At 65.7% G+C, this 26,641-nt stretch carries 13 protein-coding genes; 4 read left to right on the plus strand and 9 right to left on the minus strand.

Annotated features, from left to right (window positions below; genetic code table 11):
• Positions 1 to 19: 19 nt before the first annotated feature.
• From BM066_RS08245 to BM066_RS08255, 3 genes are read left to right on the plus strand one after another with little or no spacing between them, the layout of a single operon-like run.
• A complete protein-coding gene (locus BM066_RS08245; RefSeq protein WP_089926170.1) occupies positions 20 to 1,567 on the plus strand; it encodes a sugar ABC transporter ATP-binding protein in 1,548 nt (515 codons plus the stop codon).
• Positions 1,564 to 2,580: an ABC transporter permease gene (locus tag BM066_RS08250; RefSeq protein ID WP_029669145.1), complete on the plus strand. Its 1,017-nt coding sequence runs from the start codon at positions 1,564 to 1,566 to the stop codon at positions 2,578 to 2,580. The genes BM066_RS08245 and BM066_RS08250 overlap by 4 nt, the downstream gene beginning before the upstream one ends.
• 6 nt (positions 2,581 to 2,586) lie before the next feature.
• A complete protein-coding gene (locus tag BM066_RS08255) occupies positions 2,587 to 4,881 on the plus strand; it encodes a GH92 family glycosyl hydrolase (RefSeq protein WP_089926174.1) in 2,295 nt (764 codons plus the stop codon).
• A gap of 9 nt (positions 4,882 to 4,890) precedes the next feature.
• Here BM066_RS08255 and BM066_RS08260 read toward each other — a convergent pair whose 3' ends face one another.
• The 4 genes from BM066_RS08260 to BM066_RS08275 all read right to left on the minus strand — a co-directional run bounded on the left by BM066_RS08260 (position 4,891) and on the right by BM066_RS08275 (position 14,498).
• Positions 4,891 to 7,413: a glycosyl hydrolase 115 family protein gene (locus BM066_RS08260; protein WP_089926177.1), complete on the minus strand. Its 2,523-nt coding sequence runs from the start codon at positions 7,411 to 7,413 to the stop codon at positions 4,891 to 4,893.
• A gap of 52 nt (positions 7,414 to 7,465) precedes the next feature.
• Positions 7,466 to 8,740, minus strand: coding sequence for a histidine-type phosphatase (locus BM066_RS08265; protein WP_089926180.1), 1,275 nt, complete (start codon positions 8,738 to 8,740; stop codon positions 7,466 to 7,468).
• Positions 8,741 to 8,756: 16 nt separating this feature from the next.
• The gene (locus BM066_RS08270; RefSeq protein WP_089926183.1) at positions 8,757 to 11,312 is read right to left on the minus strand and encodes a GH92 family glycosyl hydrolase; all 2,556 of its coding nucleotides are present in this window, start codon (positions 11,310 to 11,312) and stop codon (positions 8,757 to 8,759) included.
• A gap of 132 nt (positions 11,313 to 11,444) precedes the next feature.
• Positions 11,445 to 14,498 carry a TonB-dependent receptor gene (locus BM066_RS08275; RefSeq protein ID WP_255367520.1) on the minus strand — a complete coding sequence of 1,018 codons (3,054 nt, stop codon included), beginning with the start codon at positions 14,496 to 14,498 and terminating at the stop codon, positions 11,445 to 11,447.
• Between the two features lie 706 nt (positions 14,499 to 15,204).
• Between BM066_RS08275 and BM066_RS08280 the strand changes: the two genes are divergently transcribed.
• Positions 15,205 to 16,128 carry a family 43 glycosylhydrolase gene (locus BM066_RS08280; protein ID WP_018061528.1) on the plus strand — a complete coding sequence of 308 codons (924 nt, stop codon included), beginning with the start codon at positions 15,205 to 15,207 and terminating at the stop codon, positions 16,126 to 16,128.
• Between the two features lie 228 nt (positions 16,129 to 16,356).
• Here the strand turns inward: BM066_RS08280 and BM066_RS08285 are convergent, their stop codons facing one another.
• From BM066_RS08285 to BM066_RS08305, 5 genes are all read right to left on the minus strand, one after another.
• Positions 16,357 to 17,856, minus strand: coding sequence for a tryptophan halogenase family protein (locus tag BM066_RS08285; RefSeq protein WP_018061527.1), 1,500 nt, complete (start codon positions 17,854 to 17,856; stop codon positions 16,357 to 16,359).
• Positions 17,857 to 18,057: 201 nt separating this feature from the next.
• Positions 18,058 to 21,447 (minus strand): TonB-dependent receptor, encoded by a 3,390-nt coding sequence (locus BM066_RS08290; protein ID WP_029669094.1) that lies wholly within the window; start codon positions 21,445 to 21,447, stop codon positions 18,058 to 18,060.
• A 329-nt stretch (positions 21,448 to 21,776) separates the two neighbouring features.
• Positions 21,777 to 22,676 carry an IclR family transcriptional regulator gene (locus BM066_RS08295; RefSeq protein WP_018061525.1) on the minus strand — a complete coding sequence of 300 codons (900 nt, stop codon included), beginning with the start codon at positions 22,674 to 22,676 and terminating at the stop codon, positions 21,777 to 21,779.
• Positions 22,677 to 23,044: 368 nt separating this feature from the next.
• Entirely contained in the window at positions 23,045 to 24,925 is a 1,881-nt protein-coding gene (locus tag BM066_RS08300) for a glycoside hydrolase family 97 protein (RefSeq protein WP_018061524.1), read from the minus strand.
• 72 nt (positions 24,926 to 24,997) lie between these two features.
• Positions 24,998 to 26,641, minus strand: a 1,644-nt coding sequence (locus BM066_RS08305; RefSeq protein WP_089926189.1) for a beta-galactosidase, incomplete at its 5' end; no start/stop codon positions are given.

The raw sequence follows: 26,641 nt of genomic DNA on the forward strand, positions 1-26,641 counted from the left end.
CCCGGCGGCGGATGGTGTGATGACGCTTCTGGACGTCAGCCAGGTCAGCAAGAGCTTTCCCGGCGTACGCGCCCTCGACCGGGTCCGGCTCGAGGTCGGGCGCGGCGAGGTCCACGCCCTGCTGGGCGAGAACGGCGCGGGCAAGTCGACCCTGATCAAGATCCTGTCGGCGGCCCACGCGGCCGACGAAGGCGCCGTGACCTTCGACGGCCGGCCGCTGGATCCGCGGGACTCGCCCCTGCGCCGACAGCAGTTGGGCATCGCGACGATCTACCAGGAATTCAACCTCTTCCCCGAACTCAGCGTCGCCGAAAACATCTTTCTCGGCCGCGAGCCGAAACGCCTGGGCCTGATCGACTGGCGCCGCCTGCGCGCCGACGCGGCGAGCTTGCTGGGCGACCTGGGCCTGCCGCTGGATTCCGACGCGCCGGTCAGCCGCCTGACCGTGGCCGAACAGCAGATGGTCGAGATCGCCAAGGCGATGACGCTGAACGCCCGGCTGATCATCATGGACGAGCCGACCGCCGCCCTCAGCAGCCGCGAGGTCGACCGCCTGCACGCCATCATCGCCGACCTCAAGGCGCGCGGCGTCAGCGTCATCTATGTCTCGCACCGCCTGGCCGAGGTGAAGGCCATGTGCGACCGCTACACGGTGATGCGCGACGGCCGCTGGGTGGCCAGCGGCGACGTCGCCGACGTCGAGGTCGACGACATGGTCCGGCTGATGGTCGGCCGTTCCGTCGAGTTCGTCCGCCGGACGCGTTCGGGCCCGCCCGGTCCCGTCGTCCTGAAGGTCGAGACGGTGACGCCGAAACGCCCGCGCCTGGCGGCGCCGGGCTATCTGAAGAACGTTTCGCTGGAGGTGCGCTCCGGCGAGATCGTCGGACTTGCCGGCCTGGTCGGCGCCGGCCGCACGGACTTGGCCCGGCTGATCTTCGGCGCCGACGCGATCGCCGCCGGCTCGATCCGGCTGGACGACAAGCCCTTGAAACTGAAATCGCCGCGCGACGCGATCCGGGCCGGCGTCATGATGGTGCCCGAGGACCGCAAGCAGCAGGGCTGCTTTCTGGACCATTCCATTCGCCGCAATCTGAGCCTGCCCAGCCTGAAGCCGCTGAGCCGCCTGGGCCAGTGGATCGACGAACGCGCCGAGCGCGACCTGGTCGAGACCTATCGCAAAAAGCTGCGCGTCAAGATGGCCAGCCAGGAGACCCCGATCGGCAAGCTGTCCGGCGGCAACCAGCAGAAGGTGCTGCTGGGCCGCTCCATGGCCCTGGCCCCGCGCGTGCTGATCGTCGATGAGCCCACGCGCGGCATCGACATCGGCGCCAAGGCCGAGGTCCACCAGGTATTGTCCGACCTGGCCGCCCAGGGCGTGGCGATTCTGGTCATCTCCTCGGAACTGGCCGAGGTCATGGCCGTCAGCGACCGCATCGTCGTCTTCCGCGAGGGGGCGGTCGTCGCCGACCTCGACGGCGAGACGGCCACCGAAGAGGGCCTGATGGCCTATATGGCGACCGGCGTCGGCCGGACTTCGCCGCCAGGAATGGAACACCGTCCCCAATGACCTCCTCCCCGACGTTTTCCCCCGATCCGGCGGCCGAGCAGGCCGCGCCCCCGCCGCGCCGCTTCGCCCCGCTGGCCTTCGCGCGCAAGCACCGCACGATCCTGTTCCTGCTGCTGCTGATCGCCGTGTTCGGCGCGGTCAACGAGCGCTTCCTGACGGTCCGCAACGCGCTGAACATCCTCAGCGAGGTGTCGATCTACGGGATCATCGCGGTCGGCATGACCTATGTGATCCTGATCGGCGGCATCGACGTGGCGGTCGGCTCGCTGCTGGCCTGCGCTTCGCTCGCGGCGGCCTATGTGGTGACGGCGGTCATCGGCCCCTCGCCGGCCAGCTGGCTGATCGCCCTGGCCCTCTCCACTTTTATCGGTCTGGCCGGGGGCTACATCCACGGCAAGGCCGTCACCTGGCTGCACGTGCCGGCCTTCATCGTCACCCTGGGCGGCATGACGGTCTGGCGCGGCGCGACGCTGATCCTGAACGACGGTGGCCCGATCTCGGGCTTCGACGCCGCCTACCGCTGGTGGGGCACGGGCGACATCCTGTTCGTGCCGGTCCCGATCGCCGTCTTCGCCCTGGTGGCCGCCTTGGGCCACGTCGTGCTGCGCTACACGCGCTATGGCCGCCAGGTCTATGCGGTCGGCGGCAACGCCGAGGCCGCCCGCCTGTCGGGCGTCAATGTCGACTTCATCGTCACCAGCGTCTACGCGGTGATCGGCGCCCTGGCCGGCCTGTCGGGCTTTTTGCTGTCGGCCCGTCTGGGCTCGGCCGAGGCCGTAGCCGGCGCCGGCTACGAACTGCGGGTCATCGCTTCGGTGGTGATCGGCGGGGCCAGCCTGACCGGCGGCTCCGGCGGCGTGGGCGGCACCATCCTGGGCGCGCTGCTGATCGGCGTGCTGTCGAACGGCTTGGTGATCATGCACGTCAGCTCCTACTTCCAGCAGGTGGTGATCGGCCTGATCATCGTCGCCGCGGTCGCCTTCGACCACTACGCCCGCACTCACAAGGCCTGATCGTCAATGCGCGCCCTGAGCGGTCTTTTCCTTAGCGCCGCCCTGGTCGCGCTGCCGTTCGCGGCGCTGGCCCAGAGCACCGCGCCCGACCTCGCGACCAAGGCCGATCCGTTCGTCGGGGTCGACGGCGGCGGGGTCACCGGCGGCAACACAGTGCCCGGCGCCGGCGTCCCGTTCGGCTTCGTGTCGCTGAGCCCCGACACCACCAACGCCGACACCAACGGCTACGACTCCAAGAGCCCGATCATCGGCTTCAGCTACACCCACGTCAGCGGCACGGGCGGCTCGGGCAAGTACGGCAACTTCCGGGTCACGCCGGCCGTCGGCCCCTTGCGGGTCAACCACCTGCACTTCGGCAAGTCCGACGAGCAAGCCTCCCCGGGCTATTACAGCGTGGGTCTGGGCAACAGCGACGCCGAGCGGATCAAGGTCGAGCTGACGGCCTCGCGCCGGGTCGGCTTCCAGCGCCTGACCTATCCCGCCGCCACCGAGAGCCAGCTGATCTTCGATGTCAGTTCGGTGGTCGCCATGCGCGGGCGCGGGCAAAGGGTGAGGCTGGCCAAGGTCGAACTGATCGACGACCACACCCTGGCCGGCGAGGTGACGGTCGAGGGCGGCTGGAACCCGGCGCCCTACACCCTCTACTTCCACGCGGTCGTCGATCGCCCGGCCAAGGCCTTCGGGGCCTGGAAGGCCGGTCAGGGCTGGTTTGAGACCACGCCGGGCGTCGGCCGCAGCGAAGGCGGCGTGCAAGTGAAGAGCCCGGCCAACCGCCAAGGCCTGATGATCGAATACGACACCGAGCGCGAGTTCTCCAATCGCCTCGGCGCCTATCTGACCTTCGACACCACCGCCGACCGCCAGGTGCGGATGAAGCTGGCCGTGTCGTTCGTCAGCGCCGACAAGGCCCGGGCCAACCTGGCCGAGGAGATGCCCAGCTGGGACTTCGACGCCTGTCGCCAGGCCGCACGGGCGCAATGGAACAGCGCCCTGGCCAAGATCCGGGTCGAGGGCGGCTCGGACGAGCAGCAACGGATCTTCTACTCCGCCCTCTACCGCGCCCACACCATGCCGCACGACCTCAGCGGCGAGAACGTCTGGTGGAATTCCGCCGAGCCCCATTACGAGGACTTCTATACGCTTTGGGACACGTTCCGGACGCTGCATCCCCTGCTGACCGTGATCCAGCCGCAGCGGCAGCGCGACATGCTCCGCTCGCTGATCGACACCTACAGGCACACCGGCTGGATGCCGGATTCGCGCATCGCCGGCGCCAACGGCATGACCCAGGGCGGCTCCAACGGCGACATCCTGGTCGCCGACGCCGTGGTCAAGCGCCTGGGGGGCTTTGACCAGGCCCTGGCCTATGAGGCGATCCGCAAGAACGGCGAGGTCGACAGCGACCAGCCGTTCCTGCAGGGCCGCGTGCTGAAGGATTATCTGAAGCTGGGCTATGTGCCGTTCACCCAGACCCGCTCGGCCTCGCGCACGCTGGAATACGCCTATGACGACTACGCCATCGGCGTGGTGGCCAAGGCCCTGGGCAAATCCGAGGACGCCAAGCGCTATCTGGCGCGGTCAGGCAGCTGGAAGAACCTCTGGGACGACAAGCTCGGCTGCATCCGCCCCCGCTATCCCAACGGCGACTGGGTCGAGAACTACAGCTGCACCTACGAATATCCGGACCGTTCCGGCCCGTGGTGGGACGCGCCGTTCTACGAGGGCAATTCGCTGCAGTACTCGACCTACGTTCCCCAGGACGTCGCCGGGCTGATGGCCAAGACGGGCGGGCGCGAGGGTTTCGTGGCGTGGCTGGACCACCTGTTCGACGGCCACTATTCGCAGGGCAACGAACCCGACATCCTGGCGCCGTATCTCTATATCCACGCCAGCCGCCCCGACCGTACGGCCGAGATCGCACGCCAGCTGATGGCCAAGCACTATCGCCCCACCCGTACGGGCCTGCCGGGCAACGACGACGCCGGCGCGATGTCCAGCTGGTATGTCTGGAACGCCATCGGGCTCTATCCCAACGCCGGCCAGCCCTACTACTACATCGCCTCGCCGGTGTTCACGCGCAGCGCCATCGCCCTGGAGAGCGGCAAGACCTTCACGATCCAGGCTCCGGCGACTTCGGAGGCCAACCGCTACGTCACCGCCGCGCGCCTGAACGGCAAGCCGCTGGACCGCGCCTGGATCACCCACGCCGAACTCGCCCAGGGCGGTGTGCTGGACCTGACGATGGGTCCTGCCCCATCGGGCTGGGCGACGACCTTTACGCCGCCGCCCGACGGGCTTTGAACCCCTCCCCTAGTGGTTCTCGTGCACCGCCACCTGCTCAGGCAGGACCAGCCGTACGCGGTCGAGGCCGACGCGGCCGGTGCGCGCCGTCACCGTGATCGTATGGCGTCCTGGCGACAGCGCAGGACCGACCGTGGCCTTCAGCAGGTTGTCCAGCACGCCCTCGGCCCAGGCCGGTGAACCGACCTTGCGTGGCAGGAGCACGTGCTCGACCGCGCCACCGTCGATGCTGACGTCCAGCTCGATGTCCTGGGCCTGGCCGTCGGGAAAGATGGGCAGCACGCCCAGTTGCACGCGACGGCCGTCAGCCCCCGCGACGTCGACGGCGAGGCTTAGGGTCGCGCCGGGCGCGTCGGCCAGCATCACCCCCCGGCCGCGGCCGACGCCCTCGACCAAGCGCCAGCCAGTGTTGGCGGTGAAGGTCTCGGCTTCGAACACTGGCGAGGCGGCGGGCGGATTGCCGTCGACCACCGCCAGGAATCTGGCCGGATTGGCGGTCAGGCCCGCGCCCGGCAACGGGATCGAGCGGGCGCGATAGATCCGCCACTGGCTGTCGGCCGGCTCTTCCGGCATCAGCCAGCGCCACTTGCCGCCGGCGACCTGGTTGTTGAAGCGGTCGGTCAGGGTGGTGATCTCGGCCTGGGCGTCGACCGCCGCGCCGCCGGCCGAGCGGGCCATCGCCTGGTCGTTGTCGATCAGCTCATTATACCGCTCGGCCGCGAAGAACCGCATATTGGCGGCAGCGGAAATGCGGATCGGGAACTCGACGAGTTCGAACCAGGCGTCGGCCAACTCGGGCGGCACGGACGCTCCTGTCGCCTGGGTCTCGGCCACCAGCTTGCGGAAGGCCCGCAGACGGTCGTTGACCTCGTCGGGCGTGTAGCTGGACAGGTGGCGGCTTTCGGCCTTGGGTTGCCACTCCAGGTGCTCGGGCCGGCGCTCGAAGTTCAGGCGGTAATAGGCGTCCATCAGGTCGGCGGCCTTGCCGGCCAGGGCCGGCCCGAAGGCGCGGCGGCTCCAGTCCTCAAGGTACTGGCGCTGGGTCTTGCCGCGCCAGCGGTCGATGTCCCAGGCCATCTCCAGGAAGTGGCTGGCGCCGATCTCGGCCGGCTTGATGTCGCCGACATTGGCGATCCAGACGTTGCGCGCGCCCTTGTCCCAGGCGTGGATCATCTCCTCCTGCACCAGGGCCGGCGGCGTCGCGCCCAGCCAGAGATAGGCCAGCGGGAAGCCCAGATACGACAGGTGGTAATAGACGCCAGCCCCGCCCTTGCGGCCCGCCTCCTCGGCGCTGGGGAACTGGCGGATGTAGCCGAAATTGTCGTCCGGCCAGACGATGGTGACGTCGTCCGGGACCTTCACCCCCGCCCGGTAGATCTCCAGCACCTCCTTGTAGGGCACGAAGATCTGCGGAACCTTGGTGACGTCCGGCGAGACGTTCCGCTTCAGGATCTCGCGCTGGTCGGTGATGATCCTGTCCAGCAGCGCGACCTTGTCCTGCATCGTCTTGGGACCGACCATGCCGGTGTCGTGGATGCCGCGCATACCGACGGTCCACAGGCTTTCGTAGGGGCCGTTGATCTTGGCGCGCTCTTCCCAATAGGCCTTCACGCCCTCGGGATTGGTCGCGTAGTTGAACCTGTCGGGCGCATCCTTCCACTCGCCAACATTGTTGCGCAGCATGGCTTCGGCGTGGGACGAGCCCATGACGATGCCGTACTCCTCGGCCAGCTTGGCGTTGGCCGGATCGGAGTTGAACGGCGCGGTCGTGTGGTGCATGGCCGGCCACAGGGTGTTGGCCTTCAGGCGCAGCAGCAGGGTGAAGATCCGGCGGTAGGTCTTGGGCCCGATGTCGCCGCGTTCTGGATCGAAGGTCTTGGCCGCCCAGGGATAGAGGCCCCAGTCCTCGTCGTTGACGAACACGCCGCGGTAGCGGACCGACGGCGGGCCGAAGCGATGGACGCCGGGGGCGACGAACAGCTTGTCGCGATGGCCGGGCGTAACGTCGGCCCACCAGGCCCAGGGCGACACACCCATGGCCTGCGCCACCTCGTAGACGCCGAAGGCCGTCCCGCGCCGATCGCTGCCGATCACCACCAGGGCCTTTTCGACGCCGGGCAGCGGACGGTCGACCGAGGCGACGACGAAGCTTTCCCAGGCGCCGGACAAGCGCGAGACATCGACCTTCCTGGTCGCGACCAGCTTATCGATCAGCTCGCTGTGACCCAGCGTTCCCACCAGGATCGCCGTCCTGCCGGCGGGCGCGGCCGCCACGCTCGCTTGTTGAGCGGTGACGGTCCTGATGTCCTCCACCAGGTCGTCAACGGCATGGCGCACGACGGCAGCGTCGGCGGGATCGACCACGATGGTCGGGACCCTGCCCGCCTCGACCAACACGAAGCCGCCCCGCGCCAGGCTGTCGGTGAAGAGGCGCCCGGTCTCGCGGCGCCCCTCGGCCTGCGCAACCTGTACTGCGCCGAGACCAAGCATGAGCGCCAGGGCGCCTCGCCAGATCAACTTCAGTCTGTTCATCGGCCCGGGCCTCCCTAAGCGTGGCGGGTCTTGTATTTTGGATGATGCGCGTTCACGACGCCAAGGCTTGCGACACGACGGCTTCGAACCGGTCCAGAGGGCAGTCGAACGCCGGCGTGGCCGTGCTACACCCCGGGATGAACACCGGCGTTGCCAACGGCGGCACCGCCCGGCTCAGGGGCGTCGCCTCGCGCAGCTGGCGCAGGCTCTGGCCGGTGAAGCGGGCGCGGATCACCCGCACGCCGTCGGCGCGCCGCCAGCGCTCGAACACCAGGGCGCCGCCTGGCTCGATCTGGTTGGGCTGATAGCCCGGCAAGGTCCATTCCATGCGCAGCAGGCCGCCCAGCACCGCCAGGGTGCCGTCATGGCCGGCCACGAAGACGATCCGGGCGTCAGGCGGGCCAATCGCATCGCCCTGCCCTGCGCGCACCGGCTCGACGCCCGCTTCCAGCGTGGCCAGGATCCGTCGCGCCAGATGGCCGCCCAGGGTCCTGGCGACATAGGGCGTGCGAAGCCGCAGATCGAACTCGGCCTGATGCAGGGCGAAGACGCGGGTCAGGGCGTCCTCGTCGAGACCCCGCCATCCTTGTCCGGCGAAGTCCTGGCCGTCCGCCCACGCCATCAGCAGGCTTTCGGTGACACCGGACGCGAAGGCCTCCGGGCCCGACAGCGAGGCCAGATCCTCGCCGTCGACGAAGCCCGGCTTGGCGTCGAGGATTCGCCGCTTGCCGGGTGACGGCGGGCAAGGGCCGACCGGACATTGCATCAGGAGCGCGTCCAGCCGTTCGATCGCATCGCGATGGCTGGCGCTCCAGGCGACTAGGTCGCCGCCGGCCCGACCAGCGACGGCGGCGCGCGCCAGGTCGGCGTCGGCGACCACGACGCCCGCCTTGACCGGCTCGAACATCGGGTCGACCCGCCCCTCGCCTGCCGTGCCAACGGCGACCGCGCAGCCGGGGGACAGGGTCCGCGAGACCGCCCTGGCCGTGGCGATCGTCCGTTGGGTGACGTTGGCCCAGTAGTAGGCCGCGCCGCAGTCGTCCTGGCCCAGCAAGCCTTCGGCCACATAGCGTTCGCGGAAATAGCCGCCCATCAGCGACGCCAAGACTTCGCCCCGGGCGGTCAGATGGCCAGGCGGGACCGAGAACCGCGGCCAGGCACGGGCCGAAGCCTCCTCCAGCCGCTCGGGGCTCGACATCGCCGCGCGCACTCCGTGCCGGCTAAGGATCACCACCTTCTCGAGCCGCTCGCCCGGCGCGCCGGCCCAGGCGGAGCCGGCCGATAGCAGAAGGAAAGCGGCCAGGACGGCTCGAAGGGACGAAATCATCACGTGGCTCCGAAGGTCAGTGGCAGCCGGTTCCGGCGATCAGCTCGACCTCGGCCACCTGGACGGCCTTGCCGGCAGTCAGCTCCAGGCGATAGCGGGCATAGGCCCCGGCCTTCAAGGCGAAAGTCCTGGTGGCGTGCCGATGGTCGAAGCGCTCGCCGCGTCGTTCGTCCAGCTTCACCCAGCGCCGGCCATCGAAGCCGCTGAACCGCCAGGCGGTCGGATCGGCCTCGTTCGCGCCGACGCTGACCGTATAGGCCTTCAGGCAGGTCGCCGCCGGAGGGGTGAACACCGCCGACTGGCCGGCCGAGGCGGTCCAGACCGTCGAGGTCTTGCCGTCGGTCAGGGCCGGAACACCGGCTTCGGCGGTCAGCACCGCGCCGTCATAGGTCCACAGGCCGGGCTTGTCGCTCATGCTAAAATGCAGCACGCCACCAGCCAGCAGTTGAGCCTGAGAGATGAAGGGGCCCGACAACGGCCTTCCATTCAGGCTGGCGGCGGCGATGTACGGATGATCCGTTCCGGCGTTGTCGGCGAGGATCTCCAGAGCCTTGCCGCCTTCCAGATGGATCACGCTGCGCGCGTGACGCGGCCCGTGCAGGTAGAACAGGTCGCTTCCCAGCTTCGGAAACAGGCCCAGGCGGTTGAACACGTAGTTGGAGCTCATCGCCCCGGCGTCCTCGTCGCCGGGATAGGCCGTGTCGGTGAAGTGCTCGAACACCTGGCCCGCCCAGTAGGACGACCGGTCGGCGCGGCCCAGGGCGTGGAACAACCAGGGCGTGGCGAAGGACGGCTCGTTGGTGATGTCGATCAGGCCGGCGTCCAGGGCATGGTTCAGGCGCTCGTTGAAGCGCACCCGGCCGCCCATGGCCTCGATCAGGCCCGGCAGGTCGTGCAGCACGCCGTAGGAGTAGATCCAGGCCGTGCCCTCGTAGTAACCGACATTGTTGTGGACCTTGCCGTCCCAGCCGAGCTTGGGGTCGATGTCCTGGAACTTGCCGTCCGGATAGCGCGGCATCAGGAAACCCTTGAAACCGTCGCTCTGGGTCTCCGGATTCCAGATTTTGCGCCAGTTCTGGGAACGCCTGGTCAGGGCCTCGGCCTCCTCGGCATGGCCGGCCTTGGCGGCGACCTGGGCGGCAAAGTAGTCGTTGAGGGCGAAACCCAGGGTCGAGGATCCCGACTTGGCGCGCTGGTTGTTCGGTTCCGGGCTAAGGTCCCCGACGCCGAACCAGCCGCTTTCCAGATAACGCGGGCGGCGGCGTTCGAAGGCGTTGAAGTGGGTCACGCGCCAGGCGTCGTTCCAGTTCACGCCCCCGGCGCCGCGCAGGGCCGCCTCGCCCAACACGTTGTCGACCTCGTCCCCGCCCTGGCCGACGTGATAGTTCTGGCCGCCGATGATGGCGGTGTCGGCGGCGCCGAACTTGTCGAAGGTGTGGATCAGCGAATTGAGGTTCGCCGCGTAGTCGCTGGGCCGCAGCACCGACATCAGCGGAAACAGGGTCCGATAGGTGTCCCACAGAGTGTAGTGGTCGTCCCAATTGGGACGAGAAAGATCCTTGGCGGGCTGGTCCAGCGACCGATCCCGCGGATGGGTCGAGGCGTGGTAGAGCGCCGTGTAGAACCGCTGGGTCTGGGCCTCCGAAAGTCCCGATATCTCGATCTCGCCCAACCGGTCGTTCCAGGCGGCCTGGCTCTCTCGGCGCACGCGGTCGAAATCCCAGTCTGGGATCTCGTGATCCAGCAGCGCCTCGGCCATCTCGGCGCTGGTGAAGGACACCGCGATCTTGACCAGCAGCGGCTTGTCGGGGGTCGTCTTGAAGGTTTGCCAGGCCCCCAGCCGCTCGTCCGGGCCTGTCCGGCCCTCGGTGGCGCCGGCCTTGCGGTCCTGTTTGTCGAAGACGCCCCAGGCGGTGGGCTTCTGGTCGAACCTGGCGACGAACCAGATGTCGATCAGGGCCGGGTTCCAATAGCCCTTGGCCCTGACGCGGCCGACGATCTTGCCTTCGGCGGGGAACAGCTTCACGTCGGCCTGGTCCGAGGCGACCAGCCCGCCGACCTTGCGCGTCACGTCGAAGACCAGCTGGGCTTGGTCCGTGTTCGGATAGGTCAGGCGGTAGATCGCCGCATAGTGCGCCGGGGTGACCTCGATGCGGGTATCGTAGCGCACCAGGCGGACGGAATAGGCGTCGGCGGCCAGGACCTCGTCGGCCTTGGGCGACAGGTGGGCGGCCTCGTCGAACTGGGCCGGCCCGACCTGGGGCGACAGCAGGAACGTGCCATAGGTGGTGACGCCGCCCGAGCCCTGCGAATGCAGCTGGGCGAAGCCGCTGATCGGTTCGGCGGCGTTATAGCCGGCGTTGCTGGGGTTCGGAGTCTCGGGCGAGGGATGGATCGAGCCGTTGGGCCGCGTCGGCCCGGGAATGGTGTCGCCTTCGTTGTCGTTGCCGAGGCCCACATTCAGCGCGGGAAGCGTGTAGAGCGACCGGGCGGGCTGGGCCCAGGCCGTCGAGAACGCCGTCAGGACGGCCAGGACGAGCAGGGGCTGCAGGCTCGCGCGAAGTCCCGGCATGAAAATCCTCCGGCTACGGAACGATGAAGGCCGCCGAGAAGGATGTCCGGCCGGCGGCCTTCTGAAATCGAAAATATAGCCGGTCCACGAGTGGACCGGCTATCAAGTGCCCTCACACGGGGAGCGTGAAGGTTAGAAGGTGGCGCGCGCCGTCAGGGTGTAGGTGCGGCCGTCGTAATCGACCCAACGCGAGACCCGGGTGTCGTTCTCGTATTCAAAACGCTTGGAGTCCGTCAGGTTGTAGGCGTCCAGCGACAGGGTCAGCTGGTCGGTCACGTTGTAGGACGCCGACAGGTCCAGCTGGCCGCGCGGCTTCACCGAACGCGCCCCGCCCGTATAGGTGCCGTTGGCGTTCAGCGGGTAGTCGGAGCGGTAGTTGTAGACCATCCGCACGCCGTATTTCGGCGTCTCGTAATAGCCGATCACGTTGACATTGTGCTTGGAGATGCCCGGGAACGGCGCGATCGCCGGGCTCTTGGACGTCGTATAGGCGTAGTTGAAGCTGCCGCCGAAGTTCTTCCAGAAGCCCGGCAGGAAATCGAGGTTCTGCTGGATGTTGAACTCGACCCCCTCGACGGTGGTCGGCTTGTCGAGGTTGTAGGCGCCGCTGGCGTTGACGTGGACCTGCTTGTTCGCGCTGCCCAGGCTGGTGGCGTTGCAGTAGGTGCCGTCCCACGACAGGGCGCCGAAGCCCCAGGTCGAGCCGTCGGCCGGGCAGAGGAGCGACGGATCGGTGGTCGAAGCGATGCGACCGGTGATGTTCTTGCGGAAATAGGCCAGCGAGATCAGGCCGTTGGGTCGGTTATACCACTCCAGCGACAGGTCGAAGGACTCGGCCAGGTAGGGCCTGAGGTGGTTGTTCCCGATGGCGACCGAGACGTCATAGACGTTGACCGTGCCCGAGCTCAGGTTGGTGTTGAGGATCTGGGTCGGGCTGATCTTGGTCGACGGCGAGTATTGGCGCGGGTGCGGACGCACGTAGGTCTTGTAGTAGGCGCCGCGCAGGATCAGGTCGTCGGTGATGTCGGCCACGAAGATCGCCGACGGCAGGAAGTAGTGGTACTTGTTGACGTATTCGTCGGTCTTGAACGCCGTGGGCGAGCCGATCGAGTCGGTTGGCGGGGTGGTGCGGTCCAGGGTCGTGATGGTGTTCTTGGTGTCTTCGTAGCGGCCGCCGAAGTTGCCGCGCACGCCGTGACCCAGGATCTGGGTGTCGTATTTCGCCTGGATGTAGAACTGATTGATCGCGTTCTCGTTGGTGAAGTTCTTATCGTAATAGCTGCTGTCCGCGTACTGGACGTTGAAGCCCTGGGTCGACAGGCCGCCGCCCGGATAGACCGTCACCGGACGGATCGCATTGAGGAACTCACGGATGTTGAGGACCTGCCAGTTGCGATCGTAATTGCCGGCCGTGCCGCCCATGAAGTCGCCGATGAAGGGCGAGGTGACCATCATGTTCGACGTGATGTTCTGCATCTGCGCGCCATAGGCATGGACGCGGTAGCCGGTCGACACGTACTTTTCGCGCTCGAGGCGGACACCGGCCTGGATGCTCTTGATCGGGCCCAGGTTGGCGAAGCGCTCGACGTCCAGGGCCGCGCTGTTCAGGTTGTTCTTGGCAAAGCTCTCGGTGCCCTGGATCCAGATGGCGTTCGTCGAGTTGGCCTTGGAGCCGTTGTTGTAGAACGACGTCGGATCGCTGCCGCCGCCCCAGGTCCAGGTCTGGCCAGTCGTGATCGAGTTCTGCGGCGTCGGCGTGGTCGTGTACTGGAAGTTGGCGATGTCATCGAGGCCGGTGGTCAGCGAGCCGGAGATGCCGTTGCCGCCCGCGCGGGTGTAGTTGACGACGTCGACCTCGGTCTCGACCGAGGCGTTGTAGCCCGACGACAGGGTCAGGGCGCCGGCGACGCGCCAATCCTCGTTGCTCCAGTCGACGGTGCCCAGCACGCCGTCCGACTTCTGGTGCTGCGAGTAGAGACGCGTCGACGATAGCGCGTTCATGTTGTTGAACGAATAGCTTTGGTAGAGATAGCGGCCATCATTGGTCTGGATCGGCGTGCCCGTCGGCGAGATCACCGTGCCCGCGCCCGGCGTGCTTGACGGCGAAACCGAGTTGATCAGGAAGTACTGGACCGTATCGGGCAGATTGCGGTCGGTCGAGAAGCCGATCAGGCCGATCTTGGTGTTGTCGTTCGGCTTCCATTCGACGCCGGCCGAGCCCGACCACACCTTGCCGACATTCATGCGGGTATATTGCCGAATGGCGGAGTTGGCCCAGACGCCGTTCTTGCTCGTGGAGCCGGTATTGCTGGTGACGTAGGCCTGGGCGGCGGCGTCGGTGACGCCCAGAGCCTGGCTCAGCGAACGGCAGTAGGAGGTCGCGCTGGTCGGGCAGGCGCTGGCCGAGAAGTACTGGCCGTAAGTGGCGTTGAACTGGGTGGGCGTCAGGCCCGTTATCGCCGACGTCAGATAGTCGTAGTTGTTCAGGCGGACGGTGTCGCGGCGGAAGTTTTCCTTCTTGTAGGCCAGGGTCCCGAAGACGGCGAGGTCGTCCGACAGGTGCTTGTTGTAGCCGAGGGTCGCGGCGGGCGCGCCCAGGTTGCCCAGGTCGTTGTACTCGTACGCCGCCTTCACGAAGCCGCCGTCCTTGCGCGACAGGGCTGGGGCGATCTGCAGATCGACGTTGCCGCTCAGGCCGCCCGAGGTGGTGTTGGCCATCGGCGACTTGGCGATCACGAAGGCCGAAAAGATGTCCGAATTGAACGCGCCCAGCGGCGAGCCCTGGTTGTCGCGCAGCAGCGCGGGGCCGGCGAACGACTGGCCGTTCAGCGTGGTGCGGGCGTACTCGCCCGGCATGCCGCGCAGGTTGATGGTGGCGTCGCGGCCTTCGGCCTCGCGATTGATCTGGACGCCCGGAATGCGCTGCAGCGCCTCACCGACGTTCAGGTCCGGAAAGCGGCCCAGGCCGTCCGACGAGATGCCGTCGGTGATTTCGATGGCGTTCTTCTTGGCCCTGACCGCGTTGGCGTAGCTCTGCTTGAAGCCCGTGACGACAACCGCGTCGAGCACGTCGGAGGTCGGCGCCGCGGCTTCCTGCGCCTCGGCGAGCGCCGGCAGCCCGCCGATGATGGTGGCCGACAGGAGCGCGATCTTCAGGACGCGCCTTGGGCAGATTTTCGATTGCAATTCGTTTCCCTCCTCGTTGTGGCCTTCGCCTTGGCGGCTTGTTGGCCCGACCCCCGTCGCGATATCGCTTGAAACCGGAATCACTGACTGGCCAGGACAATATTTCCGGAACGCCGCCTTTGCGCCGCCCCTTCGGCCGACGAAAATAGCGTTGATATCGCTGACATATTTCATTCAGTGATTTTGATTTGTATATTATTTCATTGCCGTGATCTAGAATTTTTTTTTCATATTTTCATATTGGTCAGGCCAAAATGAAGATCCACAACCAACGGTGAACCACTCTTCAGCCAGGCGTTGTGAGTGTCCAAGAACCAGGATCTGAGAGACCACTAGGTCGAGCCGAGGTCTGCGTGGCATATGCGCCCTTCCGGACGCGGGCGTTGGATAGCAGGCGCGGGTTCGGCCAGACCTGGGTCAGGGAGAGATTGGAATGAAACCAAGCACGGCTGGGATTGGCGATCAGCTTGCCCCCAGTGGGACGTGACGGAGACCCCGCCTGGAGCGGCGTCGACCGCCCTATATGAAATCCTTCGCCAGGCTGGAGTCAGCGCGGGTCAACGTCCGCCCCGAACCCTTGCGGGCGACGGAACCTCGACCGACAAGTTCCGGTCGGTCGATGCAACGCCGCCGTAATAGCCGTCAATCCCCTCGCCACCCGCTAGGATCCGGCCGTCGCCGGAGTCGCCGAATTCAAGGAGTCCCCATGAAGCGTTTCGCCCTCGTCCTCGCCGCCCTCCTCGCCGGGCCGGCCCTGGCCGGCGAGCCGATCAGTCCGCGTTTCAACGCCGATCCTTCGCCGCACGCCTTCAACGGCGGCTACTATCTCTACGCCACCGACGACGCGTCCAATTCGGGGACCTATTGGGACTCCACCACCTGGCGGCTCTACACCTCCAAGGACCTTAAGACCTGGAAGGACGCCGGCGCGTTCCTGGGGGTGTCGGTGTTCAAGTGGGCCAAGCCCGACGCCAAGGCCTGGGCGCCCGAGGCGGCCCACCGCAACGGCAAGTACTACTTCTACGCCCCGGTCGGCGGCGACAAGATCGGCGTAGCCGTGGCCGACCGCCCCGAGGGTCCGTTCCGCGACGCCATCGGCGCGCCGCTGGTCGACAAGGCGCGCGACGCCAACGCCGGCGCCGAGCCGATCGACCCGCAGGTTCTGATCGACGACGACGGCCAAGCCTACATGGTGTTCGGCACCCGCGTGCCCAAGATCGTCAAGCTGGGCGCGGACATGAAGAGCCTGGCCGGCCCGATCCAGGATATCGCCGTCACCGGTTTTCCCAGCAACGATCCGAAGAAAAAGTACGGGGAAGCTCCCTTCCTGCACAAACGCAAGGGTCTCTACTACTTCAGCTTCTCCACCGGCTGGCCAGGCCAGATCGTCTACGCCACCGCCAAGACCCCGACGGGCCCCTACGCCTATCGCGGCGTGATCCTTGACTACCTGAAGATCTCGACCAACCACCAGGCCATCCTGCAGGACAAGGGCAGGACTTGGTTCTTCTACCACGACGCCCTGTTGCCTGGCGGCGGCGACCATCGCCGCTCGATCGCCATCGAGCCGCTGGCCTATGCGCCGGACGGCTCAATCGTCGAGGTGCGGCCCAAATCCCAGGGCAGATAGACCCCGCCCCTTCCGATCCACAAAGCGCCCCTTGCCGACCTACCGAGGGGCGCTCGAGCTTCATCGACGCCACGCCGAAGGACCGGCGTCAGGCCGGCAGGCCGCTTGCCCACGCCCCGTCAGGACGACGATGGACGCTTCCAGGGGCTCGATAAAGCCCGCGAAGAGACCAACCGATGGCGACGCAGTTCTTCGTCCATTGCGTCAGGCGATAACCCGGCTCGAAATTCAGGACGCAGGCGCAGCCTTGCAGTGACGATCGATGAAGTCCTGGTGCGACGTGACCGCCTGCGCCGAACTCACGATCTCTTCGCGGCGCAATTCCATGCCCTTGCGGATCTGCTCCAAGGGATGCTGATCCGCCAACACGTTGTAGCGCGCGGGAACGACACCGTTGCCCAGCAGGATGGCGAGCCAGCTGGGCTCCATGTAGGATTCGGCATCGCCCAGGGCGATCTGTCCGCTGGCGTTCCAGACCTCGAGCTTGTGGCGAAGGCTGTCGGGGATCTCGATGTCGCGGCACGCCGCCCACAAGGGCTCGGGCCGGCGCGAGAGATGATAGTGGGCGATGATGAAGTCGCGGATGCGCTCGATCTCGCAGGTGGAGACCCGGTTGTATTCGTCGCGCAGAACCGGGTCGATGATCCGCTCGGGGAAGTATTTAAGGAGCTTCAGAACCCCCATGACGATCAGCTGCAGCCCGGTCGATTCCAGCGGTTCGAGGAAGTTGGAGGCGAAACCGATCCCCACGCAATTGCGGTTCCAGAACTGCTTGCGATGGCCGGAGGTGAAGCGAAACAGCCGCGGCTCGGCCAGCGGCTCGCCGTCGATAGCGCCCAGCAAGGCCTCACGCGCCGCCTCGTCGCTCCAGAAGTCCGAACTATAGACCATGCCGTTGCCGCTGCGATGCTGCAGCGGAATGGTCCAGCGCCAGCCGCCGGCGTGGGCGGTGGAGCGCGTGAACGGCATGGTCGGGCCGGCGCGCTTGGACGGGACCGCGATGGCGCTGTTGCACAGCAGCCAGCGCGACCAGTCGACGAAAGGCGTGCCCAGCGCCTTGCCCAGCAGTTCGGACGCGAAACCGGTGCAATCCAGGAACAGATCGCCGGCGACCGTCACGCCGTTGGCCAGATGGATGGCGGCGATATCGCCGGAGGCGCCATCCAGATCGACGTGGGTCATCTTGCCTTCGATGCGCCGCACGCCCAGCTCGGTGGCCACGTCCCGCAGGTAGCGGGCGTACAGGGCCGCGTCGAAATGATAGGCGTGGTGATAGCGCGCGTTCTGCGGATCGCTCGGCTCGAACCGGTTGTCCTTGGCGACGGCGTAGGCGAACGAATAGTCGTCGATCGGGCGCTCGTCGCCGGCTTGCCGCAGCCTCAGCCAGTAATGGTGGGTCGACACCCCCTGAACCGCGTGGCCATAGTCGCTGAAGGCGTGGAAATGCCGGTTTCCGACGACGCCCCAGTCGCAGAATTCAATGCCCAGCTTGAACGTGCCCTGGGTGCGGCGAACAAAGTCGAATTCATCAATGCCGAGCAAGGCGTTGCATTGCGCCAGCACCGGGACTGTCGCCTCCCCCACGCCGATGATGCCGATTTCCTCGGATTCGACCAGGGTGATGCGGGTTCGGCGGCGATCGGTCTGCTTGGCCAGCAGCGCGGCCGCGATCCACCCCGCCGCGCCGCCGCCCAGAATGACGATGTCCTGTTGAGGGCCGTTGTCCATAAACTTGTCTCACCATGAACGCACCCGGCGCGGCGCCTGCCGACTGGATTTCAGGCGTATGCGGCGGTGGGAGGTCGGTCAAGGCACGCGCCAGTCGGCATGTACCTAACGACATGCGGCCGGGCATGACCCGGCCGCGATACCGTACTCGAAAAAGGGGAAGGGCGCTTCTCGATGAGACGCCCCTCCCCGGTCGGGCCGTTAGAAGCGGGCCCGCATGGTGACCTCGTAACGTCGATCGCTGACGTTGTAGTCGTAGGGCTCGAACACGCCCGGCACGGGCTCCTGCAGGGTTTTCGACTTGGTGTTGAGAAGGTTGTTCGCATTGAACGAGACGGAAACCTTCTCGCTCAGCTTGTAGTCGAAGCCCAGATCCAGGTAACCGGCCGCCGCCATATAGGCCGGAACCATGTTGTACACCGGGAAGGAATGATCCGCGTCGAAGTTGGTCGGGCTGGTGTTGAGCGTGTAGGGATTGCCGCCGCTGGTCGCATAGGACAGCGGATTGACGTTGGTCGACAGCAACGCCCTGCTGCGCCAGTTGTAGGCCAGGCGGAAATTGACCCTGTCGCGGCTGTACAGCAGCTGGATGTTGTAGGCCCACTTCGACAATCCGGCATAGGGAAGGTCCGGGTAGGTCTGCGGGATCGTGCCGTCCGGATTGAGGCCCTTGCTCAACACGTTGTTGGCCTGCTGGGCGGGGTTGGTGCTGTCGATATAGGTCACGTTGCCTTCGAGGCCGAACCCTTTGAACACGCCCGGCAGCTGGTCGAAGAACTTGCGGCCGCCGATCTCGAAGCCCTTGATATCGGCCTTCTCCGTCGCGGTTCTATTTTGCAGATAGAGCCACGGAAGATCCAGGCTCGTCGGCGTCCCCACCGTGCTCTGCCCATTGGCGTACGCCAGGGCCGGAATGGGAAGATTGTTCTGGATGAACGAATAGAACTGCGGGTGGTCCTCGATCTGCTTGGCGAACACATCCACGTAGAAGAAGCTGGAGGACGACGGATAGAGCTCGAACGCCAGATCTTCGCTGTTGATCATGGTCGGCTTCAGATTCGCGCCGCCGCCGTTGACGGAAACACCCGTGAGAATCGAAGGCGCCCTCGGATCGGTGGGGTTGGCAAGCGTCCTGGCGCCGATCGAACCGCCCGCGCGAATGTCGTTGAGGTTCGGCGGAGCGGACGACCGCGACGCCGCGGCGCGGATCTTGAACTTGTCGGACACGTCGAACTTGACGTTGAACGAGGGCAGAACGCGCGTGTACTCGTAGCTGCGGTTCTGCATGGAATAGGCTTGAGTGAACCCATAGAGCGTCGGGAACGTCGGCGTCGCGGTCGGATCAGCGGCCACGATCTGCTGCGCGACGAAATACGCCGTGCTGTCCGTCTGGTTCAGAGCAAGGTTCGCGGCGGCCGGCGTCGACAGCAGACCGCTCGCCCGCAGGGATTCGTGGAATACACGAACGCCGATATTGCCCGAGAACGCCGGAACAAATCCGATGCCGTCGCTGGCGAACTTGGCCTGGACATAGGCCGCCTTGTTGACGATGCGACTATCGGTCCTGTTCAGACCCTGATCGATATTATCCCGCCAAAACTCTTCCTTGGTCCGAGGCCGCATCTGCCCGGATCCTGGAGGATCTTCGATCAGCTGGCCGTTATACGTCTTGAGCAGATGGTACCAGTCATAGCTCTGCAAGAGCGATTGGCTGCCGACATACAGTTGCGCCGGAACAGCCGCCTTGCCGCCGAAGAAATTCTCGAAGGTGGCGACTTCATAATCCGACGGCAGGACATTCGGGTTCGTGAGATATTGGATATTCCCCGTCCCATACGTCGGATCGCCGGGATGCGGTCCCCACGGGTTCGCCAGCCACGACTGACCCAGCGGCGCCCAGTAGGTCCCCGCGTTGTCGTCGTTTTCGATACGGTTGGCCGTACGAGCGCCAACACTGACGCTGCGCAGGAAGCCATCGTCGCTGACCCGATATTCAAGGTCGATGTGGGCGGCGACCATCTCGCCCCGGTTGTTGGGCTTATGATAGGCCATCGAGGATAGATAGGCCGTGCTCTTGTCGAGCAAGCCGGCGGTGGACAGGCCGGACACGGCCGGCAGCGACCCCGTCAGGTCGACTTCCATCGAATTGACCAGCGGGCTGGACTGATTGATGTTGATGAACATGTTCTGCCCGGTCGCCTTGGAACGGACAAATTGCGCGCCGCCACGCACCGCCACCCGGTCCCCCGGGGTCCAGACGAAGCTCTGCGAGATATCCAGCGTGGAATTCTTGCTATGCGACGCCGACGCCCCGCCGCTGGGGTTGAAGGTGCCGGCGGGGCCGCACTGCGCCAGACGCTTACCGTCCCAATCCGGACTCGACGGATCAACGCCTCCATTGGCCGACCAGTCCCATTGAAGCGACGAGGCGGGAGCGCCGTAGGTGGCGCCGCAATTGAGCTGGTACCAGCTAGGCACCCAGCCGGGGGTGATGTTCTGGAACTCCACCGCATTGCCGGTGGACCCGACGGTCAGGCTTCCCTTCCGGAAGCCGCCATTGGCGTCATATTCGACCGGGCTGCCAACCTTGGGCATGACCGCGGACGCCGCGGACGGGCTGGACCCCACGCCACCGCTGTTCGAACGGCCGTCCTCGACATATTGCGTGTAGAACACGGTGTTGGTCAGGGTCAGGTTCGACGTCGGCTTCCATTGGATGGCCTGATAGGCGCCGTACCGGTCGCGCTTGCTCTGGCTATTGCTCCAGTTAAACGAGCTGGGAACAAAGGCCAGATGATCGTCGCGCTTGGACGTCGGCGTATATTCGGCGAACATCGCGCCGACCTGCAGGTCGCTGCTCTGCTGGTGCAGGCGGCTGTAGGCCAGGTCCCACAACACGCCGAATTCGCCGATGTTGGTGTCGAACCGCTTGGAGTACATGGCCGAAACGCGGGGCGAGGCCTTCTTCGCCAGGGTGCCGTAGCTGCCGCCCGCGGTGAGGTTGATCTGGGTGTCGCGGAAATCGAACGGCAGGTGGGTGCGAAGATTGATCGAGGACGCCCCCCCTTCGATCAGGTCGGCGCGCGTGGCCTTGTAGACATCGACCCCGGCCATCAGCTCGGGCGTGACCTCGTTCCAGCTGATGGCGCTCGCGCCGTTGGCGCTGAACAGCTGCTGGCCGTTGAGCATGCTGGAATTGAACGGCAGACCGCGCACGGTGACGCCCGTGCCTTCGATCTGGAACGCGGAGCTGCCGCCATTGGTCGAGGTGAAACGCGAGATCGACACGCCCGACACGCGCTGAAGGACCTCGGTGATCGAATTGTCGGGCAGCTTGCCCGCCTCGTCGGCGACGATCGAGTCCACGATCGTGTCGGCGTTCTTCTTGATCTCGATGGCGCTTTGCAGCGCCTTGCGCCGCGCGGTGACGACCACTTCCGTCACGGTCTCGACCGTCTTGCCGTCCTTGGCCGACGAGGCGTCCTGCCCCGACGACTTGTCCTGCGCGGCGACCGGCGCGGCCAGCGCGCACAGAACACCAACCGAAGCGCCAGCAACAAGCAGACGGCGCGCGCGGATCGAACTTTTCACGTTGTCTCCCCTCCCCAGGGTCCCTTTCGACGCCGGTCGACCGACGCCACTTTCATATATGCTATCCGTTTTCATTTTTATAAGTCAACGATGTTTCATATGTGCGAACGCCGGAATGTGGGCCGGCCGCCCCCCTTTCGAACAACCAGAGCGACCCGTGCGAACTCGGTTCGCGGCAAGGACGTAGGCGCCCGTTAGGAGCGGGCGCTCGCACGACTCTCAGGGGGGCGTTTGGCGCGTCGGCCGAGGGCGTCCGCCCCGATCGCCGAATCGTAGATCCGCGGCGGACTGGTCTACGGCGAGACTAGATTGCGGACCAAGGCGACCGCCTAAGCTGGAGAATTATCTTTCAGCCGCAAGTTCCGAGACTTGGCTTTCGCCGCCCCTCCCCTTGCCCGGCTCTCGACCGACAAGGGGACGATGGGCTCATCCCGCTCGAACCAGCCCAGTTCCCTGGAAATACGTTTGCTGGTCGACGCCAGCTCGGCCTGAGCCGCGTACTCATCGAAGGTCTGCGAGCCGTCGATGCAAACCATGAAGGGTATGGTCAAGGCGGCCACGACACGGCCGCCAAACCCGAATATCGGATAGCTGATGTCGGTCACGCCGTGGATGCGCGAACTTGGCCGCATTTCAAAGCCGCGGCTGCGGACGAGCTTGAGGCGGTTGATCAGGGCCGCGCGATCCTTGGGCGGCAGGACCGTGTCCGCGTTGAGAACATCATCCACCCATGCTTCGTCACCGAAGGCCAGCAGCACCTGCCCCGAGCAACTCCTCACAAGATCCAAGTCGGCGCCGAGCCTGACGATGAAAGCGGTGTCACCGGGATTTTGCTGCCTCAGGACGACGAGGCCCCGCCGGCCATTTGGCATGACCAGATGACAAGACTGGTCAATCCTATCGGCGATTTCGCGCATATGCGGACCGGCCATAACAGTCAGCTCTTCAGCCGGCGTCGCGCGAAATACAATTTCCAAAATTCTTGGATTTACACTGTATTGATCCGTTTCCGGATCCTTACTCAGCCATCGCCGACGTTCCATGACGACGATGATCCGGAAAATCTCGCCGATCGAAAGGCTGAGGCCGGCGGCGATTTCACTGGCCGTCAGGCCGCGGGGCGCCTGGGCCAGCAGTTCGATGACATTGAAACCTCTCTCAAGCGCCGGCGCAGAATAGGTTTTCGGCGCCGAACGCAGTCCTTGGTCGCGTGTCGAGGAGGGGCTCATGCCGAGATGGGTATCCCATGGGTTTTACATTTGCAAGACGCTCGCACATAGACACATCGGCGTGCATCGATTGGCTTGTCGCCGAATCAAGCGTGCTTCTTTGAATTCACTTCGAGGTTAAATACAGCGCTTGTCGCGCCTGGTCTGGCCAATTCCGTCGCCACCCGGTCGGCGGCGTCGACCGGGTGGCGAGCGAATCCGCCCGCATTCAAAGGATCACCCCACCCGACCTGGGCGGCGACGGCGGGATAGATGCGCCGCGGGCGCGAGCGGCCCCGGCCAGCCACAAAACCGGTCTGGGGCTCGCCCTTCTTCCACCGAGGCCGCGAGCGCGCTGAACGTGTCGAACTGATCGGCGGTCGCCAACCCTAGTGAACGGGCTTGATCGTGATCGCGCCGCCGCCGCCGCCACTCATGCGAATCTGCAGAACATCGCGACTCGAGATCGACTTGACGACATGCTCGACGTCGTTGGCCGTAGCGCCGTCCTGCCAGATATCGGCCTTGAACGTCCCTCCTCCCAGGAAGGCGAGCGGTATGGCGACGGTGCGTGAGTGCTCGTTCGTCATGGCGCCAACGTACCAGACGCCACCCTTGCGCCGCGCCAACACGACGTGGCTTTCCGGGTCGCCGTCGATGAACCGCGTCTCGTCCCAGGCGGTCGGAACGTCTTTGAGGAACTCGAAGCCCGACGCGTTCGCATAGGCGGCGGGATCATCGGAGACCATCTGGAGGGGGCTGTCGAACACCACATACTGCGCCAGGGCTTGACCGCGCGTCGTGCGGGTCATCGGCATCACCTCGTGAGCGACATAGGTCTCGGGCGTGCTGTTGCGGAAGCCGCCCGGTGTGTAGTCCATGGGCCCCAGCAGCATGCGGGTATAGGCGAGCTTGACGTTGTGCCCGGGCGTGACCTGTCCCCAAGCGAACTTGTTGTATTCCAGCCCCATCACGCCTTCCTGGGTGATGTAGTTGGGATAGGTGCGCGCCAGGCCGGCCGGCGGAAAGGCGCCGTGCATGTCCAGGAGCAGATGTCGCTTGGCGGTCTCCTGGGCCAGGCGGACGTAGAATTGGACCATCTCCTGGTCGTCCCGTTCCATGAAATCGACCTTCACGCCCTTGATCCCCCAGCGCTGGTAGGTGTCGAGGACCTCCTGCATCCTGGGTTCGACATGCTTCCAATGCGCCCACAGAATGAGGCCCACGCCCTTGGCCTGCGCATAGTTCACGAGAGCCGGCATATCGATCGCCGGATTGCTCTGGGTGATGTCCGTCTTCGGGTCCGCGTCGCAGCACGGCGTGGCGTTGAGGGGCCATCCCGCATCGATGAGAAAATAGGGAAAGCCGGACTTGGCCGCGAAATCGATGAAGCGGCGGAATCGCTCCATGGTCGGCTTCTCGCCCGCCGTCGGTCCGGACCACCAGTCCCAGGCCGCCTTTCCGGGCTTCACCCACGAAAAATCGCCGCTCGCCTGCGTCGCGAGGTTTCCGATCAAGGGCGACTCGATCAGGTCGCCGGCGCGATCTCCCATCATGATCACCCGCCAGGCGCTGGTCAGGCCAGCGGCGGAGTCAATGGCGATCTCCTTGCGGTCAGGATGCGGCGTCACCCTGACCTTCAGCCCGCCATCGACCGGGACCAGGCCTGAACTCGCATAGGCTTCAATGCCTGACTGCGCGATCGCGTAGTGGGTGCGGCCGGAAGCGGACGAACAGACCACCGGAACGTCATAGAGCTTGGCCCGGTCCAGTTCGGAGATCTTCTTCAGGGCCCATGTGTTCTCATGGGACCCTCCATATTCGCTGACTTCGCAAGCGGGGTCGTTCGGAAGGCGGTACGCCGTCCTTTCCCCCTTGAGCACGACCGGCGCGTCTTTCGGCAGCCGGTAACGGAACGCGACCCCTTCATTGGCGGCTCGCGCTTCCACCGACAGCGTGCGATGGGCGCCGGTCTTTTCGCGGAAGGTGACGACGACGCCGTTATACCAGTCGCGCGCCGCCTTGGACTTCGTCGCCGTCAGCGGAATGTCGCGCCTCTGGCTCTGCTTTTTGACATCAACCATCTCCAGATCCGAGAAGTCGGCCGCGTTCGAAAGCTCCAGGCCCATCGGCGAGGCCGATACGATCGGCTCGCCCTTGCGGTAGACCGAGTAACTCGCCCCGTCGGCGGCAATTCTGATCTCGGCCTCCTTGTCCGGCGAGGCCACGATGATTTGGGACGCGGCGAGCGCCATCACGATATTGAACAATGGAAGGCTCCTTGAAGGACGAATTCAAAACAGACGACAGGTGATGACCACCACGCTCTTGGGCGGCCCGCTCTACTGCAGCAGTTCGACGCCGTAGGGTTTGAGGTCGATCTTTCCGGCATAGGTCTGATGCGTGAGCACGCCCGATTTGGAGCCTGAGAAAGTCACGGTCGCGGGGGCGTTGTTGGTGTTCACATACATCGTCCGCCCGTCGACCACGCGCGCCACGACGCCCTTGGGCGTTTCGGGGCCGCGCTCGATCCCGAGCTTGGGATAGAGCGACCGCAGCAGCGGGCCGATCAGGCCGGGCTGGGCGGCGGTGGCCAGGTAGATCGCCTGCCCCTTGCCGAAGCGGTTGATCGAAACGGCCGCGCTCTTTTCCGGCGTGTTCTCGAAGGTCGCCAGGGGCTTGGCGGCGCCGAGTTCGAGCACTTCATAGTAGGTGTCGGCCCCGGTCAGGGTTTCGCCGTCGAACCGGACCTTCAGCGGCTCCCAGTGCCGATAGAAGGCGTTGGTGCGCAGGCCGAACACGTCGGCCAGGCGTCCGGGCAACGGCGTCTCGAACCATTTGCCGGTTTCGTCGACCTTGGCCGAATAGCCCGTCATGACCACCGTGCCGCCGTCGGCGACGTACTTGCGCACCGCCGCGGCGGTCGGCGCGTCCATCACATAGGCGCTCGACAGAACGATCAGCTTGTACTTGTCGAGCCGGTCGTGCCCGAAATCGATCACCGCGGCGTCGATATTGTCCTCGAACAGCGGCTGATAGGCCGCCTTGACCTGCTCGGTGTAGTTGCCCTTGAAGTACTCCTGCATCGTGTTCGGCCCCGGGGGCGGACTGGTCAGCCACATGGTGTCGAACGAGTAGTTGACCGCGACCTGGGGCTGGCGGTCGCGCGGGAAGCCCAGGGTCTTGAGGGTCTGGAACTCGCTGGCGATCCGTCCGAACTCGTCGACCTTCCAGGACGGGCGGCCGTCATGATCGACCAGGCCGAACAGCGCCTGTTCCTCGCCGCCGATATGGGAGTTGAACGTCCAGGCCAGGAAGGTCTGGCCATAGTAGAGCAGCCCGAAATAGGCCCACATCCGCGATCGTCCAGGGTCGCCGTAGAAGCCGCCGCCGCCGGCCGTGAATTCGTTGAACCAGACCGGCGTCTCGTGCGCGGCCCGGTTCATCATGACCTCGAACCCCGCCCCCAGGGCGTCGCCGGGATAGAAGCCCTGGGCGCCATAGGTGGAAACCTCGTCCCATGAGCGCAGATAGTCGAACCCCTTGGTCCAGGCGGTGGGCCAGAAGTTCGACGCGACCGGGAGGTTGGGCGCGTACTGCTTGCGAACCGCCTCCAGGTCCTTGAGCGCGCCGATCGTATCGTCGGACCAATATCGACGCAGGTCGAGGTAGCGCTCGTTGGGTCCGGGGCCGCGGATATAGGGCAGGTCGACCTGGTCCCAGCTATTGATCCGGCGCGACCAGCGCTGCGTCGCCCAGGCCTTGTTGAGGGCCTCGATCGTCCCGTACTTCTTCTGCAGCCAGGCCACGAAGCGCTCACGGTCGGCGGCCGAATAGGAGACCTGGCCGTTGCCGATCTCGTTGTCGTAGCCGACCGCGATCACCGCCGGGTTCTTGGCGTAGCGCTCCATCATCTTCTGCCCGAGCCGCTTGGCCAGGCGGCGATAGTCCGGGTCGCTGATGTTGTCCCAATAGCGCGTCGCCGC

It is taken from the genome of Caulobacter sp. UNC279MFTsu5.1, assembly GCF_900114015.1.
In the GTDB taxonomy this organism is placed as follows: domain Bacteria; phylum Pseudomonadota; class Alphaproteobacteria; order Caulobacterales; family Caulobacteraceae; genus Caulobacter.